We start from the raw sequence: 16767 nt of genomic DNA, 5'->3' as shown, positions 1-16767 counted from the left end.
CCTTCAACCCATAGAAATAATTATGTAAATTTGATAGAGCACATTATTTCCCCTTTTGAGTTATTGGTGATTATCATAATATCGATAATTTAATATAGCCTTTTACGCAGGCTATAGTAGGTTATTTCTTAATTAAAAAATGTTATGTTAAAAAATTACCAATAATTTCACCCTTTAGATTTAATTATCGTAATTCACTTAGCGTAAAGCTGAAAATCTGACAATACAACTTTCAACCGAAAATGAGGTTCAAATTAACCCAAGTTAATCTGATTATAATTTCATTGGCTATCTTTTTGATAACCAACATCTTATTATGGTCCTCCGCTTGGCGTCGTATTAATACCTATCAAAGCAACATTCTAGAGATTGAGAATGGACAAGCACAAAACAGGCTTAAGGATGCTGAAACTAGATTTCTAAACCTATATGAGATAAGCAAAAAGAATATTACGATGATACGTAATATGGTCGAATTTGAAATGATGAACAATGACGAAATGCCATTGATTTCTCGAAAATTAGCCAAGTTTGTTGAACTCGATGACTATTATTTTCAAGCCAGAATTATTGATATGGCCGGCAATGAGTTGGTCAAGGTAGAAAATACCGACAATCAAGTTACCATCACACCACCTGAAAAACTACAAAACAAACAAGATCGTTATTATTTTAGGGAGGCTGTCAACGTCGGTAGAAACGATGTGTACGTATCAGAACTCGATCTCAATGAAGAAAATGGATTGATTGAAATGCCTTACCGCCCTACCCTTAGATTTTTTAGTCCGCTTTATACTTCAAATAAACGAGCAGGTGTTATTGGCTTGAATCTGAACATTCAAAACTGGTTTGACACTTTTAAAGGGCAAAATATTGGACTGTTAAATGGAGATAACCAAATATTTTATGACGAGCAGAAAAAACTCTACACATCTTTTGAAGAAGATTTAGATGCACGGGGTAACTATGACCAACCCCTTTATTATTATAAAAAACTAAGTCTAGAAGGCAATCAATTTTGGACTATCTACACACGTTCAGAAACAGATGAAATTGAAACTAAGTTATCCAATTTTAAAAAAGCGGCCTATCGCACCGCATTATTGGTATCTGCCTTCGTGCTATTTCTTCTAATCATAACCTACGCCCTTAACAACAAGAATGCAAAAATCACTAGATTAAATCAAAACATTGCCAGCCAGTTAAAGGAACGTGATACCCTAATTAAAGAAATTCATCATCGGGTTAAGAACAATCTTCAGGTAGTAGCTAGCCTCTTGAGCCTTCAATCTAGCTTTATCACCGACGAAAATATAAAGATGCTTTTCCGTTATAGCCAATACCGAATCAATTCAATGGGTATGGTACATGAAATGCTATATAAGAGCGGTGATTTAAGTAAAATTGACTATGAGGCCTACATTAAAGAATTGGTTACTGCGCTCATTCAATCAATGAAAGGTAGTGGTAGCGATATTAAGTTGGTCACCGAAATAAACAACGTACACCTAAACCTAGACACATCAATACCCTTAGGATTGATTATCAATGAAATAATAACCAATTCACTAAAGTATGGTTTTAAAGGTCAAGAAAAAGGCACCATTTTTATCAAACTGGAAAAACTGAATTCCAGTAACTACAACTATCAATTAATTGTAAGCGACGATGGTATAGGTTTTCCCGATAAGATAAATTTCAGGAACACCAAGTCGTTAGGGCTAAAGCTCATTCACAAACTGGTACTGCAACTGCGCGGTAACATTGAAAAAGACAATACCAAAAAGGGTACGTATTATATCATCTCTTTTAAAGAAATAGAACAAATCTCATAGAATCTTATTATTTTATTAAGGAGATGTTCTGATTAATGAAACTGAAAATTATTTGAGTTATGGATTTAAGAGTATTGATTGTTGAGGATAATTTTATTATTCAAATGTTTTTAGAGTCTGGAATAACGGCACTGGGGCATGAAGTGATAGGAGCCCTAGATTTAGGTAATGATGTACTTACTTTCTTGGAATCTGAAAAACCCAACCTAATTTTTTTGGACATCGGACTTACAGGTGACCTTAGTGGAATTGATTTGGGAGAAATCATACATACCAAATATCAAATACCTTTTGTATACCTAACAGGAAACTCTGACAAACCGACGTTGGCAAGGGCTATGGCAACAAAGCCCCTTCACATCATAAAAAAACCGATTGACGAAGACAAGCTCAAAAAAGAAATAGGCCTTATTGTAGAGAAAATCAGCTCTTCGGATATTTTAAGTAATTAAGATTTTACCGCTCAATACCGCTTTTTAAAATTTGACCGAAGCGGTACATATCTTCGAACGAACAGTAAAAAGGTGCTGGCGCCAATCTAATTACGTTAGGTTCTCTCCAATCTGTAATTACTCCATTTTCCATAAGATAGTCGAATAACTTTCTACCCTGGCCGTGCAGAAATACAGATAATTGGCAACCTCGATCTGCCGGTGTGATAATTTCAAAAGATCCTTCGGTTTCCTTATCAATTTCCCTCAGAACGAACTCAAGGTAAGCGACAATCAATTTTTGCTTCTTGATCAACTTCTCCATGCCCACTTCATCGAACATCTCTAGAGAAGCCAAATAAGGGGCCAATGAAAGAACCGGTGGGTTGCTCAATTGCCAAGAATCTGCAGTGTGGGTCGATTCAAATTCTGGTTTCATCAAAAACCGGGTATCCTTTTTGGTACCCCACCAACCTTCAAAGCGCTGAAGCTTATCATTCTTTAAATGCCTTTCGTGAACAAATATACCCGAAGCATTGCCTGGCCCGCTGTTCATGTATTTGTAACTGCACCAAGCGGCAAAATCTACCTCCCATTCATGTAGTTCAAGTTCAATATTTCCTGCGGCATGGGCGAGGTCCCACCCTACATTGGCACCAACCGCTTTACCCGCTCTGGTGATGGTTTGCATATCAAAGACTTGTCCATTATAATAATTGACACCTCCTATTAAAACCAAGGCAAGTTTATCGCCAATCTCTTCGATTTTGGCCAAAATATCTTCCGTTCGCCAATAATGCTCTCCATCTCGCTTAGCCACCTCAACAAGGGCCTCACTAGGTTCAAAGCCATGATGCCTTACCTGACTTTGCAACATATATTGATCGGAAGGAAACGCCTTTTCTTCACATAGTATTTTGAACCTCTTTGATGTTGGCCTATAGAAAGACACCATTAATAGGTGCAGATTGACGGTCAGCGTGTTCATTACGCATACTTCTTCCTTTTTTGCACCCACAATATGCGATAAAGGCTCGGCCAACCTTTCATGGTAGTCCCACCAAGGTTTTGAGGCATGAAAATGACCTTCCACGGCCAAGTCTCCCCAGTCGGCCATAATCTCATCTACAAACTTTTTGGTTCTCTTAGGTTGAAGACCTAATGAATTTCCCGTAAAATAAACTACAGGTTTATTGTTGACCTTTGGGAAATGAAATTGAGACCTATAATCGGAGAGTTCATCTTTTAAATCAAGTGATTTGGCAAAACTCAAAGTATTTTCAAACTGCATAAAACCGAATTTTTTCAAAAATACGATTACCTAAAGAAATTTATCTGGTTCAAAGCCTATTTACTCCGTTAAACGCATCTCGATAATATGCTTTTTAAAACCCTTTTTTTCATAGGCCCTTACCGCAGCTTCATTATCATTATAAACAGTTAACCTAATCTCTTTAATTCCTTTTTTGGTCGTCCATGCCTGTAAGGCATCAACAATTTTGGCATTAAGCCCTTGCCCCCTATGGTTGGGGTCTGTATACATGAAACCTAAATATGAATAGGTCTCGTGATCTAGATAATGCCGGGCTTCCCTAATTCTCGCATGCCCGGATGCCACTACATTTCCGTTGTATTCTACGACCACCACTTCGGCATCTGGGCTTAGAATCAACTCCCTTATATCATAATAACTAATATCTCCCTTTTGAATGGTAGGATCAAAAGGCCGTTCGGCCTTCACTATTTCCTGCTCAAAATTCAATAGGGTTTCTAAATCTTCGATTCTAGCGGTTCTCACTTTATAGCTATTCATAGTAACAGTTTTCGAATTTCAGGTGGAGTTCTAAAGTACTGTATATTTGTAAAAAATAAAGGCATATGCATTTTCTTTCCCCTATATTGGAAAGTTATATTGAGGCAAACTCGCAAGAAGAACCTCAAATTCTTCAAGAGCTTACCAGAGAGACACATCTAAAGGTTTTACGCCCCAGAATGTTAACGGGCCATTTTCAAGGAAGGGTATTGAGCCTACTTTCAAAAATAATATCCCCTAAAAATATTCTAGAAATTGGCACCTATACTGGTTATTCAGCTTTGTGCTTGGCAGAAGGAATACAAAAAGACGGAGAGCTGCACACCATAGACATCAATGAAGAACTTTATGAAATTCAACACCGCTATTTTGAAAAAAGTGGATGGGGCCATCAGATATTTCAACATATTGGTGATGCCAAGAAAATAATACCTGAATTAGATCTTACCTTCGACCTAGTTTTTATTGATGCCGAAAAAGCTGATTATCCTGATTATTTTGAGCTTGTACTTCAAAAGACACGACCGGGAAGCATTATACTATCCGACAACGTTCTTTGGTCTGGCAAAGTGGTAGAACCCATCGAAAAGAAAGATAAGGTGACACCGATACTTTTATCCTATAACAAAAAACTGAAGGAAGACCCTCGCGTAGAAACCGTTCTATTACCTGTCAGGGATGGCTTAACCCTAACGAGGGTGCTATAAACCTCACATATAAAAAATAAAAGAAAAAAGCGGAAGCAATACCTACCGCACTGCCCACAATGATATCTACCGGAAAGTGCACACCTACAAAAATTCGACTCATTACGAATAAGATGGGCCAGATATAAAACAACCAACTCCACTTAAAGCGGTCTTTTAAAAAGAGTACAATCAAGGTAGTAATCGAAAAAGAACTGGAAGAATGGCCTGAGAAGAAACTATAGGTGGTCGGGGTTTTTAAAATACGTATCAAGGTATTGATATCCTCATCATTATTAGGCCTTAGGCGAGCCACGGTCTGTTTGGTGAGGTCTGTCAAAGTATTGACAAAAAGTGCCATGACCAATATGGTAGCAATAACAAAAATTGCTTCCCTTTTGGGGTACTTTTTAAAGATTAGATAGATTACAAATACGAAAAAAGGAATCCAGGTACTGAAATTGGTTACGGTCGTCCAAAAAATATCGTAATCCTCAATACCAAGATTATTGAGATAGATAAATGTCTGCCTGTCCCATTCAAGAATTCGTTCAAGCAAAATTTAGCTTCTTTTAATGGTTCCGGTCACATCGTCTACACTCTTCTTAACCTGATCCACTTCTTTTTTAATATCGGTACCGATACCTGAGGTAAGGTTATCCTTCACATCGTTTATATCGTTCTTGATATCATCAACGAACTTCGTATCTATACCCTGCTTCTCTGCGCTTTTTTGAATCTCACGCTTAATATCTTCGGTAGCATCTTTCAACTGGCGCATACCACTTCCCAATCCCTTGGCTATACCAGGAATCTTATCGGCACCGAAAACCATGACGACGATAAACATGATAAAGAATATCTCGCCACCACTAATGAATAGAAATTGCATCATATACATAAGACAAATATAGTGAAGAATAGCTTCGCTACATAAAAAGACCTGTTAGGTTTTTTTATGCATCACCTTAATGGTAAATCGCATAACCTAACAGGTCTGATCAATCTGAAAATTGAAATTTACTTCCCTTTTATATTCTCTTTCATCTTATCGAAATCAGAAGGACCCTCATTAGCTGGCCAAGTATTATTGGTCACATCTATATCGGCAGTCTCCATTTTTGGGTCGACTACCACACCGGTAAGCTCTGTTTGAGATGAAATAACCACGCTAACTTCTTTGTCGCTCTTTCTCCAAATTTCCGGAGGATAAGTAATATTCTTTGTAGTACCGTCGGCATAGGTGTACTCAACAATCAAAGGCATGGGTACTCCACCTGGTTTATCATAGGTAACCTCGTAGAAATATTTCGGTTCTTTTACCGAAGCACGCTCGCTCTCGGTCATATTGTCCATCATGAATTCTTTAAGGGATTGAGATGATTCTGATGGAGACTTACCCTTTAAATCGGGGTCGGCGTCTTCGCTACCCTCTTCGGCAAGATAAACCAATGGTGGCAGATCATCTTCGCTAATATCGCGTGCCGCCATGTATTCTTGCATCTTTTTGCTAGGCTTGTTCGAAACATAATACTTTTTGATTCCCTTAACGCCGATGTCAACATAATCGGTAGTGTAGAACCAAGCCCTCCAGTACCAATCTAAATCAACGGCTGAGGCATCTTCCATTGTGCGGAAAAAATCTTCAGGGGTCGGATGTTTGAATTTCCAACGTTGTGAGTATGTTTTAAAGGCATGGTCGAACAATTCACGGCCCATGACGGTTTCCCTAAGAATATTTAAGGCCGTTGCCGGTTTACCGTAAGCGTTAGGCCCTAACTGATATACGTTTTCAGGGTTTGACATGATGGGTGCAATCGTGCTTTGATCACCTGCCATATAAGGCACAATTTTAGAAGGCTCGCCCCTTCTTGACGGATATTTTGAGTTCGGGGCAATCGCCTCCGGATAAATCTCTCCAAATTCTTGCTCGGCCATGTACTGCATAAAAGTATCAAGACCTTCATCCATCCAACCCCATTGACGCTCATCTGAATTAACGATCATCGGGAAGAAGTTATGACCCACTTCGTGAATGATTACACTGATCATACCGTATTTTACCCTGTCGGAATACGTACCATCTTCATTGGGTCTACCGTAATTCCAACAGATCATTGGGTACTCCATACCTTGATTCTTGGCGTGTACGGATATAGCCTTGGGATAGGGATAGTCAAACGTATGCGAAGAATATGATTTCAATGTGTGGGCTACCGCTTTGGTAGAATACTCTTCCCAAAGAGGATTTCCTTCTTTTGGATACAAGGAAACCGCCATAACATCTCGATTACCGACCTTTACGGCCTGCATATCCCAAATAAATTTTCTAGAAGTAGCAAAACCGTAGTCACGTACGTTTTCGGCTTTGAACTTCCAGGTTTTCTTTTTGGTCGAAAAATTCTTTTCGGCAGCTTCGGCCTCTTCTTGAGACACGATGATCACTGGCCTATCATAAGATTTTTTGGCCCTTTCATAACGGCTCATCATCTCTTTCGAGAAAACATCTTTTCTATTCTGCAATGTTCCTGTAGCATCTAAAACGTGATCCGCCGGCACGGTGATATTAACTTCATAGTTTCCGAAAGGCAAGGCAAACTCGCCGCTTCCCCAGAACTGATGGTTCTGCCAACCTTCTACATCGCTATACACGGCCATTCTCGGAAAAAACTGTGCAATTACATAAGCGCGGTTACCATCTTTAGCAAAATATTCGTAACCGGAGCGAGCCCGGTTAACGGTATGGTCAGGAATGTTGTAACTCCACTTGATTGAAAAAGAGATTTGTTCTTTACTTTTCAACGGCTGCGGTATATCAACACGCATCATCGTCTGATTAATAGTGTAGGGCAAAGCCTTTCCACTGGCATCTTTTACGTAGTCAATAACGAAGCCACCATCAAATGGCTCGGTAATATATTTTTGAACGAAAGCACCGGCTTGCTCGGCCATTGGCACACCGCCACCATCCCTCAAAGGAGATTTTGAAGTCTTCGCCCTTACATTTTGATCTAACTGTACCCACAGATACTCTAGATTATCAGGGGAGTTGTTGGTGTACGTAATGGTTTCCTCACCAAATATCTTGGCGTTCTTGTCATCCAATTCAATATCCATTACATAATCAGCCTGTTGTTGGTAGTAATCAGGCCCTGGGGCTCCGGAGGCAGAGCGATAATTATTCGGGGTAGCAAACTCTTCGTACAATTGTTTGAATCTGCTTTGGTTGTAGTGCCCTGGTTCTCTTTCCTTTTTCTCTTGCTGATCTTGTGCGCTCGCCAAGGCAGCGAACATGGTGAGAACAGCGAAAATGTGATACTTAAATCTGTTCATTTACTCGTTAGTTTATAATCCGTGAAAAATAAAGTTTTTTAAGGATATGTTAACTGATTGTTACAAGTTTAACATACCTTTAGTATGCGATTTGACAAGTACGAAACTTTTCTTCTTGTTTTTTACCTTTATGTGAACCACATTTTGTTGTTCATCATAGAGGTCGGTCAAAATCTCATTTTCTATTTCTATGGAAGTCGTTTTGCTCAAATCAATCTTGGGCACCTCAATATAGAGTACCACAACATCAGCATCGTATTGCTTGCCAATGTAGTCATATGAAACGGGCTGGCCGTTAATTGATACCAAAAACTTAGAGCGCAGGTATTTTTCGATATATGTATCTGCCTTGGGCGATTCTTGTTCGGAAGCCAATTCGGCATCGAGATCATACCGGGCCAATAATAACTGGTCGAAATCATCGATAAAAACCCTCGAGGTTATTTGAATAGCCTCATCTTTTTCAGAATAGTTAACATTGGTTACGCTTACATAAAATTTGTGGGCCACCGCAAATGACAAAAGCGGTAAGACGAGAAGAAAAAGTATTTTTCTTGTGAATGCCATATGCTTGTTTCTATGCTGCAAAAATAAACAAAACCCATGCCATACGGCCAATTAAAGTCCGTTGTTATCTTTATAGACCTTACTTTTACGTCGCATGAATTCCCAGATTCTCAATCGATCATGAGTGTCGACCACGGATTGAAAACTAGGGTCGACTTCACAGAAATACATAAACTCTGCTATTCTATCTTCGGGAATTTCAAACTCTTGAACATAAAGAGAATCCGCAAAAAAATTACGTACCCGCTGTGTACGGGCATACCTTTCATTTCGGGCTATTCTATTTTTTAGCATTTTGGTACGGCCCGATATGCCATTGAGAATAGGGTTTAGCGGAATAAATCCTCCTCCGGTCGTAGCCTCGTTGAGCAATCTCTCGGCCTGACTCGGAAAAACGGCATAAGCATTTGGCAAGCCCAAGGTAGAGGCGGTAACTACGGGACCTACGGACATACGATTGACATCTCTACTTACGTCTCCAGAGAGATTATATGGCATAACCACTACTTCTTCCAGTTCTGTCAGGTTTTCCTCCAAAGGCACTAAAAGCAGTTTAGATTCCAGCATTTCCGAGGTTATAACGATTTCTTTTTTTTTGTACTGAACCGCCGAGAATAGCAAGGTGTCGTTCGTGTTGGCCATAATGGAAAAGAAACCATTGATATCGGTAATAGCGGCCTTGCCGGTTGTCATATTAAGAACGTGGGTGGCGGCTACATCTCCATCCTTACTATAGACCCTACCTTCCAACTCTTTTTGAAAAAGTTCTTGCGCCTTGCTTGGAAGCGTAAGGGTCAAAAGAATCAGAAATGTGATGCTATTTCTCGCCATTCATTTGATTTCGGTATGCCTCGCTTTGGTTGACCAAAAAATCGATCAGTTGAAATTCGTTCTGCTTGAGAAGTAGATTGTTTTCAGGTACCTTACCATCAACATATACCAAAAAGTCATCAATCTGGGCTTGTGACAGTTTTAAATCGACCACAAAGAATTCATCATCATATACCTGACGTAGCACTTGGCTCATTTTTAATCTAGCTTTTGGGCTGTCGTTCTTTTGTATTGATTTGGTCAATGCCTTAAAGATATTCACAAAATTAATTCCGTCTTGCATGCCACGTTCCGAACGGCTCAATGCTATGTTCTCAACCTCGGTCGAGCGGTCGATTTCGTACTCTACCTCTTTAAACTCCTCATTTTGAACTTGCAAGAATCGCTCTCTGTTTTCCGGTGTAACGACCACTTCGTCCAGTTCGGTTACTTTCTCCTTCACTTCCACCACCAAACGACCATTGGCAATCATTTGTTCGGTCAATTTAACCACTATCATCTGATAGTTTACGGCGGTAAATGCCAATTCATCCCCCGCCTTTGCCTCAATCGCAAACTGTCCTCCGTCATTTGAAATAACTGCATCTTCGGAAGTAATATTAATGACATTCTCGTTGGGTACAGGTACATCTCTATAGAGTACCGTACCTCTCACTATTTGTCGCTCACCGTCTTGAGAAAAGGCATTGAGTGTTAAAAAAAGTACCAGTATAAGGGTAGGGATATTCTTCATTGGATTGTTTAATTATATAATTTTAGTTCTTGGCCTCAAAAAATAAACAAGTCATTTTCGGCGGGCCAATCACCAAAAAACAAAAATGTTTATAAAGAAAATACATGTTGGGGTCTAAAAAAAACCGTGCCGTCTAAACTTTTGTTAATTCGCTTTCTAACGTTATCGCCAGAGATGGCTCTTGTAATAAAAAACTTTCACCATTCAACAGCAGTTAACGGTAGTTCGACCTTATTAATTAGCAATCTAGCCGGATAATTCTATTTTTGTTGACCCTAATACCTTAAATCTTGATCATATGCTGAATCGTATTGCATTACCTATTCTCTTCATCGGTCTGTTAATGACCACCGCCGTTACGGCACAGGTTAAAATAGGCGATGATCCCCAAACAATCGACGCCAACTCTTTGTTAGAGCTACAGAGTAATGATAAAGTTTTGGTCATTACCCGAGTAGATTCGTTGCAAATGACCAATATTGTACCTAATAGAGGTGCCTTGGTTTATAACACTACCGCCAATTGTGTCTATTACTATAATGGTACCCAATGGGTGAATCTTTGCGATGGTAGTAGTGGCAATCTTACTGCTGACCCCCTAGTCAATGACATCAGCACCATTGTCATTACCCAAACAGAAAACGGAAGCAATTTTGAGATTGCCCCCAATAGTATCAATAGTGAGCAAATTGTAAATGGAGGTATTAATGGTGTTGATATTCAAGATGGATCGATAGGGCAGGGAAAACTTCAAAACAATTCGGTAACTCAAGACAAACTTTCTGAAAACTCGGTAGGTGCCTTTGCTTTGGATAACGATAATATCAATTTGTCAGATTTCACCAATGATGAAGGTTTTATTACCAACGCCGATATTATTAGTGGCGATGCAGGTAATGTGATACAAGCCGGTTCTGACAATGGTGCATTTTACGACGATTCTTTATTACAGGCCGAGATAGATGCCAATACCGCAGCCAATACGGCTGATACGGATCAAAGCCCTACCAACGAATTACAAAACCTATCCATTTCTGGAGACCAACTGAGCATTACGAACGGTAATACGATAACTATACCTACTTCAAATGGTTCCGACACTCGAATAATTGGAGGTACCAATACTCAAGTTGCCGGAAATGGCACCATCGCTACCCCATACCAGATAAATGTGACCGGAGTAGATACCGATACTACCAACGAAATTCAAGATATAACTTTCAACACTACTACCAACGTACTGACCATCAGCAATAATCTCACCACAGGCGGGCAAGTAGATTTAAGTTCTTTGGCTGGTGGTGGAGGCTCCACAGAGGTTGTCGACGGAATTACTTTAACGGGAATCGGAACTGGTGCAGACCCTTTCAAAATTGAACCATCAACGACGACAGGTCAGTTTTTAAGTACCGACGGAAGCGGTAATGTGGTATGGGCCAACGTACCGGCTACAGGGGCAACACCTGCTTTAAGCCAAGTACTCACAACAAATAACAGTGCCGGAAATTTACAGATTAAAGATTTACAAGACCCTACGGTTAATCAAGATGCCGCTACTAAAGCATATGTTGATGCTACGGTTGCGTCAGGCGGAGCACTTACTGATGGTAGTATTCTCATTGGCGGTACGGGAGACGTTGCACAACAACTCACGATTAGTGGCGATGCCGCTATGGATAATGCCGGAGTGCTTACCATCCAAAATGATTCTATCACATCCTTAAAAATTAAAGATGGTACCATTGCTCTTGAGGACTTTAGTAATATGGGGGCGGATACAGACGGCCAAATCATGAGATGGAGTGAAACCAATGGCCAATGGGAAATAGCTTCTGCAGCAAGCCATACCGGCCAATCAAAATCGCTATTCTTTGCTGATGTTAATGGTGACCCTGCTCAGGCATTTCATCCTACTAATGGCAACCCGAGCCTTATCTGGGATTATGATGCCCGTGTGGTAAGTGGTAGGGCCTATGGAGCTCTAGGTATTGGTTTAGACGGCCAAGCGATTAACAACAATACCAAAGTACACATAATTGATAACGTAGGAGGTAACACATCATTTCCTCTAGAAATACAAAATAGGCAAGAGTCTGCCGGCTCAGCAGTAGGCATTCTATTTGCCAATGATAGATTTAATGATGGCAAAGGGGCTATCATATTTCAAAGAACCGGCAATTTTGGAGTTGGTGATTTTCATTTTGTACTGAACCAAAATAATACTGGTAGAGAAGCTCCACAATTAACTTCTGATAAGGCGTTTACAATCAAGAACAATGGGGATATTCAACTATACGGCAACCTGATTGCTAGAAATGGAGCAGGAAGCGACGGACAAGTTTTAACCACCAATGCTGCAGGTGAAACTGTTTGGGGTGCAGGGGGGGTAACCAATTCAACTTTTGCGGTGACTGATACAGATTCTGATGGTACTGACGACTCTTTAACACTAACTGATTCAGATGGCACATCACTATCAGTTGCACTTTCATCTATCAACAGCGGAAGCGACACCACTAATGCCAGCCTTACAGTATCCGACACCGATGCGGATGGCGACGACGATACCCTCACCCTGACAGATTCGGCAGGAGGTACCGTGACCATTGCTTTGGCTGATATCAACAGCGGAAGCGACACCACCAATGCCAGCCTTACAGTATCCGACACCGACGCCGATGGCGACGATGATACCCTCACCCTGACAGATTCGGCAGGAGGTACCGTGACCATAGCTCTGGCTGATATCAACAGCGGAAACGACACCACCAATGCCAGCCTTACAGTATCCGACACCGACGCCGATGGCGACGATGATACCCTGACCCTAACCGATTCGGCAGGGGGTACCGTGACCATAGCTCTGGCTGATATCAACAGCGGAAGCGACACCACCAATGCCAGCCTTACAGTATCCGACACCGACGCCGATGGCGACGATGATACCCTGACCCTAACCGATTCGGCAGGGGGTACCGTGACCATAGCTCTGGCTGATATCAACAGCGGAAGCGACACCACCAATGCCAGCCTTACAGTATCCGACACCGACGCCGATGGCGACGATGATACCCTGACCCTAACCGATTCGGCAGGGGGTACCGTGACCATAGCTCTGGCTGATATCAACAGCGGAAGCGACACCACCAATGCCAGCCTTACAGTATCCGACACCGATGCGGATGGCGACGATGATACCCTGACCCTAACCGATTCGGCAGGGGGTACCGTGACCATTGCTTTGGCTGATATTAATAATGTAAGTCCCCAAAATATAGGGAACTCCAATTTAACTTTAGAGGCAAATAGAACTTTGGACCTGGATGGATTTGACTTATCTTTTGATACTGGAGGAGGTAATATTGGTATAGGCGGGCTCCCGGGTGCACCACAAAGTCAATTGGATGTTAATGGTTCTATTAGAACTAGAAATGGTTTTTTAGCGCCCCCTAGCACAATTGCAGGAGGACCCAGCAACCCGTCATATGGCTTTTATACTGAATCTGGAATTGGCATGTTTAGAGCAGGTGTTACACAATTAGCCTTTGCCACAGGTGGAATTGAGGTAATTCGTATTGATGATTTACAAAATGTAGGTATTGGAACCGATTCTCCAGTCGAAAAACTCCATGTTGCCGGAAATATTCGTGCCGACGGTAATTTTATTTCCAATAATACCACTATCCAAGTTCCAGACTATGTATTTCAAAAATATTACTTAGGAACCTCTGAACTTAAAGAAAGTTACCATTTTTCAAATCTAGAAGAAGTTGAAGCTTTTATTAAAAAGAATCATCATTTACCTGGTGTGACCTCTGCTGTGCAGGCCGAAGAAAATGGACATTGGAATTTAAGTGCTTCTAACCTTCAAAACCTCGAAAAAATAGAAGAACTGTTTTTACATACCATTGCTCAAGAAAAAGAAATCAATAGACTAAAAGCTGAAAAAGAAGCCTTGGCAAATGAAGTTCAGGCCATGAAAAAAGACTTGGAAGAAATCAAGTCACTTCTTCAGAAATAGAAAGCACTTTTATGAGAAATAAATTTTACATACCGCTTCTATTTCTAGGTGTTTCCCTACAGGCCCAAACAGCCCTATACAACACGGGCAACCTACGCATTCATGAAGGGGGCGAAATAGGTTTTCATACCGACTTGATCAACGACGGTATTTTTGATGAAAACAGCGGCTTGGCAGGTTTTTATGGCAATGCTGACCGCAATATTAGTGGTAGCCTACCCCCTACCTTTTTCGATGTTGAGTTTATGACCCAAAGCGGCACTTTTTTAAATACTCCGGTCAATGTTGACAATATTGCCAATTTTATTACCGGCGATGTGATTACCATTCCGGCCCAGCCCGGTATCACGCTTAACTTCTTAGAGCTCGCCCTACCTTCGGGCGAAAGTAATATTAGTAAGGTAGACGGGTACGCAAGTGTATGGCAACAGCAAGAATTTTATTTCCCCGTGGGGGATTCCGAACAATTGAGACCGCTAATCCTAAATTCTGAAGCGGTAAACAATTTGGCCAAAGCGGCCTATTTTTTTGAAGACCCGAACACCCCGAGCGAATTTCAAAGTTTTAATACCAATACACGCGCCAGCGGCATTGATGCCATAAGCACTATTGAGTTTTGGAGGCTTGAAGGCTCGGTTCTCTCATCGGTACAGCTTTCTTGGAACGATAGAAGTGAAATCGGTAGCCTAAGCGACGATGTCGAGGAAATTGTTATGGTCGGATGGAGCAAAATTACCAATCAATGGGAAATGCTCGGCGGACCTGCTTCTGTTGGTGATTTGGTTAATGGGGTGGCTATTTCGGGTTCGTTCGTTCCCGATGATTATGAAGTGTTGACTTTCGGTGCATTTGGCGAACCCCGTGATTTTCTTGACTTGGAAAATTACTTTGTATCACCCAATGGCGATGGAATCAATGATTTTCTTGAAATTCCTGAATTGGCCTTATCGCCCAATAACCATATGATGATTTTTGATCGTCAGGGAAGCAAGGTTTTTGACCAGACCAATTACACTAATGAATTCAATGGTTTCTCTAACCAGAACAATTTTGTGCTCAATAGAGACAGTGGCCTACCTTCAGGTGTTTACTTTTATATTGTTTCGTTGGATGATTTGAACCTAGAATTCCAAGGTTTTCTCTACCTGGCCAACGATTAAATCATTTTTCATTTTCAGCTGATAACATAACCTACCACGACGATAACAGCTCCCCAGCCCCAACTTTCTATCGGATTTATCGCCATGGTTTGTTATGCTCTACATTCTCCTTTTCAAAAACTTTTATTTATCATTTTGAGTTAATCACATAACTCGCCACGGCGATGACAGCTCCCCAGCCCCGACTTTCGCCGGATTCACCACCATGGTTTGTTATGCTTTACATTCTCTTTTTCAAAACTTTTGTACGTCTTTCCCTCTTAGGGAAATCATCTCTCTTACCGGAGACCTCAAGAATTATCTATTGATATAGAGGTATCCGTTAAGAGTTCTTTGTTCGTTGTTATTCACATAATTAATGATGTAGAAGTATACGCCTACTGGCAATTCTTCTTTCTGTCTGATGGTCACCCTTCCGTTCGATATTCCGGTAAAGGCATTATCTGCATTGTTATAACCATCTGTCGAGAATACTTTCACACCCCATCTATTGTAAACTTCCACCGTATTGACAGGGAAACTTTCAATGTTGTTGATGATAAATCTTCCATCATTAATTTCAGGCGATACCAAATCAGTTTCCACATTAATATCACATGGAGTACCTTGTGGTGGAGTACCTCCTAGCGAGCTACATGGGTCTAATGGATCTGTACCATCAATTACTTCTTGGCCATCCATAATACCATCCTCATCGGTATCTGCTTTTGATGCATCGGTACCTCTAGCTTCTTCTTCCGCAAGGGTTAATCCATCATCATCACAATCAGATTCTGTAGTCGGTATTCCTCCAATTGAATCACAATCATCCAATGGGTCGGTACCATCGGTATTCACTTCCTGTCCGTCGTTGACACCATCATTATCAGTATCTGCTATATCAGGATTCGTACCAATTAGGGCTTCTTCAGCAGTCGTCAGTCCGTCTCCGTCACAATCACTATCAGCCAATGGTGTACCTCCGTTGCTGTCACAATCGTTTAATGGATCTGTATTATCTACATTTACCTCTTGACCATCGTTGATACTGTCTCCATCCGTATCAGGATTGTTCGGATTGGTGCCCAGTATAGCTTCTTCGCTACTGGTTAGACCATCATTATCTGGATCGGTACCACAAGTACTACCTGTACCATCAGGATCACAACTATCCAAAGGATTACTGATGCTGGTCGGTATAAGCGCAGTGCTTGGATCATCTACATTATTGACTTCCTCTCCATCTGTCAGGCCGTCACCATCGGTGTCCGCATTGTTCGGGTCCGTTCCGTTGGTGGTCTCCTCCGCCGTGGTCAGCCCGTCGCCGTCGCAGTCGTCAGTCGATAATGGGGTTCCGCCTACGGAATCACAGCTATCG

Annotated in this window: 14 protein-coding genes; 5 read left to right on the top strand and 9 right to left on the bottom strand. The window is 41.1% G+C overall.

Annotated features, from left to right (window positions below; genetic code table 11):
* Positions 1-242 precede the first annotated feature (242 nt).
* Entirely contained in the window at positions 243-1835 is a 1593-nt protein-coding gene (locus tag IL356_RS13040; protein ID WP_121848024.1) for a sensor histidine kinase, read from the top strand.
* 59 nt (positions 1836-1894) lie between these two features.
* Positions 1895-2287 carry a response regulator gene (locus tag IL356_RS13035; protein WP_121848023.1) on the top strand — a complete coding sequence of 131 codons (393 nt, stop codon included), beginning with the start codon at positions 1895-1897 and terminating at the stop codon, positions 2285-2287.
* Positions 2288-2291: 4 nt separating this feature from the next.
* Here IL356_RS13035 and kynU read toward each other — a convergent pair whose 3' ends face one another.
* Positions 2292-3557 (bottom strand): kynureninase, encoded by a 1266-nt coding sequence (gene kynU, locus IL356_RS13030; RefSeq protein WP_121848022.1) that lies wholly within the window; start codon positions 3555-3557, stop codon positions 2292-2294.
* Positions 3558-3617: 60 nt separating this feature from the next.
* A complete protein-coding gene (locus IL356_RS13025; protein ID WP_121848021.1) occupies positions 3618-4079 on the bottom strand; it encodes a GNAT family N-acetyltransferase in 462 nt (153 codons plus the stop codon).
* A gap of 65 nt (positions 4080-4144) precedes the next feature.
* Here IL356_RS13025 and IL356_RS13020 point away from each other — a divergent pair, with 65 nt between their 5' ends.
* The gene (locus IL356_RS13020; protein ID WP_121848020.1) at positions 4145-4786 is read left to right on the top strand and encodes an O-methyltransferase; all 642 of its coding nucleotides are present in this window, start codon (positions 4145-4147) and stop codon (positions 4784-4786) included.
* Here IL356_RS13020 and IL356_RS13015 read toward each other — a convergent pair.
* From IL356_RS13015 to IL356_RS12990, 6 genes are all read right to left on the bottom strand, one after another.
* Positions 4752-5324 (bottom strand): phosphatase PAP2 family protein, encoded by a 573-nt coding sequence (locus IL356_RS13015; RefSeq protein ID WP_121848019.1) that lies wholly within the window; start codon positions 5322-5324, stop codon positions 4752-4754. The two genes, IL356_RS13020 and IL356_RS13015, sit on opposite strands and share 35 nt — an antisense overlap.
* A 3-nt stretch (positions 5325-5327) precedes the next feature.
* Positions 5328-5666, bottom strand: a complete 339-nt coding sequence (locus tag IL356_RS13010) for a Sec-independent protein translocase subunit TatA/TatB (protein WP_121848018.1) — start codon at positions 5664-5666, stop codon at positions 5328-5330.
* Between the two features lie 119 nt (positions 5667-5785).
* Positions 5786-8098: a M1 family metallopeptidase gene (locus IL356_RS13005; protein WP_121848017.1), complete on the bottom strand. Its 2313-nt coding sequence runs from the start codon at positions 8096-8098 to the stop codon at positions 5786-5788.
* A gap of 60 nt (positions 8099-8158) precedes the next feature.
* Positions 8159-8665 (bottom strand): DUF6702 family protein, encoded by a 507-nt coding sequence (locus IL356_RS13000; protein WP_121848016.1) that lies wholly within the window; start codon positions 8663-8665, stop codon positions 8159-8161.
* Between the two features lie 51 nt (positions 8666-8716).
* Positions 8717-9496, bottom strand: a complete 780-nt coding sequence (locus IL356_RS12995; RefSeq protein WP_121848015.1) for a carboxypeptidase-like regulatory domain-containing protein — start codon at positions 9494-9496, stop codon at positions 8717-8719.
* Positions 9483-10229 carry a hypothetical protein gene (locus tag IL356_RS12990; protein WP_121848014.1) on the bottom strand — a complete coding sequence of 249 codons (747 nt, stop codon included), beginning with the start codon at positions 10227-10229 and terminating at the stop codon, positions 9483-9485. Before IL356_RS12990 ends, IL356_RS12995 begins: the two co-directional genes overlap by 14 nt.
* A gap of 298 nt (positions 10230-10527) precedes the next feature.
* Between IL356_RS12990 and IL356_RS12985 the strand changes: the two genes are divergently transcribed.
* Together IL356_RS12985 and IL356_RS12980 are read left to right on the top strand one after the other, a co-directional pair.
* A complete protein-coding gene (locus IL356_RS12985; protein WP_192466556.1) occupies positions 10528-14250 on the top strand; it encodes a beta strand repeat-containing protein in 3723 nt (1240 codons plus the stop codon).
* A gap of 11 nt (positions 14251-14261) precedes the next feature.
* On the top strand, positions 14262-15410 hold the full coding sequence (locus tag IL356_RS12980; RefSeq protein ID WP_121848012.1) for a gliding motility-associated C-terminal domain-containing protein: 1149 nt from the start codon (positions 14262-14264) through the stop codon (positions 15408-15410).
* Positions 15411-15707: 297 nt separating this feature from the next.
* On the opposite strand, the gene IL356_RS12975 is transcribed toward IL356_RS12980, so the two are convergent.
* Positions 15708-16767 (bottom strand): gliding motility-associated C-terminal domain-containing protein (locus IL356_RS12975; protein WP_192466555.1); only part of this gene is annotated, 1060 nt, incomplete at its 5' end.

This window comes from Euzebyella marina (assembly GCF_014855515.1).
Lineage (GTDB): Bacteria > Bacteroidota > Bacteroidia > Flavobacteriales > Flavobacteriaceae > Euzebyella > Euzebyella marina.
Note: the sequence above shows the minus strand (reverse complement) of the source record. Positions and strands in the feature narration are given on the sequence as shown.

Excerpts from the sequence above, each read along its gene's own strand:
- IL356_RS13040 (WP_121848024.1), top strand. The coding sequence starts at position 243 with ATGAGGTTCAAATTAACCCAAGTTAATCTGATTATAATTTCATTGGCT.
- IL356_RS13035 (WP_121848023.1), top strand. The coding sequence starts at position 1,895 with ATGGATTTAAGAGTATTGATTGTTGAGGATAATTTTATTATTCAAATG.
- kynU (WP_121848022.1), bottom strand. The coding sequence starts at position 3,557 with ATGCAGTTTGAAAATACTTTGAGTTTTGCCAAATCACTTGATTTAAAA.
- IL356_RS13025 (WP_121848021.1), bottom strand. The coding sequence starts at position 4,079 with ATGAATAGCTATAAAGTGAGAACCGCTAGAATCGAAGATTTAGAAACC.
- IL356_RS13020 (WP_121848020.1), top strand. The coding sequence starts at position 4,145 with ATGCATTTTCTTTCCCCTATATTGGAAAGTTATATTGAGGCAAACTCG.
- IL356_RS13010 (WP_121848018.1), bottom strand. The coding sequence starts at position 5,666 with ATGTATATGATGCAATTTCTATTCATTAGTGGTGGCGAGATATTCTTT.
- IL356_RS13005 (WP_121848017.1), bottom strand. The coding sequence starts at position 8,098 with ATGAACAGATTTAAGTATCACATTTTCGCTGTTCTCACCATGTTCGCT.
- IL356_RS13000 (WP_121848016.1), bottom strand. The coding sequence starts at position 8,665 with ATGGCATTCACAAGAAAAATACTTTTTCTTCTCGTCTTACCGCTTTTG.
- IL356_RS12995 (WP_121848015.1), bottom strand. The coding sequence starts at position 9,496 with ATGGCGAGAAATAGCATCACATTTCTGATTCTTTTGACCCTTACGCTT.
- IL356_RS12990 (WP_121848014.1), bottom strand. The coding sequence starts at position 10,229 with ATGAAGAATATCCCTACCCTTATACTGGTACTTTTTTTAACACTCAAT.
- IL356_RS12985 (WP_192466556.1), top strand. The coding sequence starts at position 10,528 with ATGCTGAATCGTATTGCATTACCTATTCTCTTCATCGGTCTGTTAATG.
- IL356_RS12980 (WP_121848012.1), top strand. The coding sequence starts at position 14,262 with ATGAGAAATAAATTTTACATACCGCTTCTATTTCTAGGTGTTTCCCTA.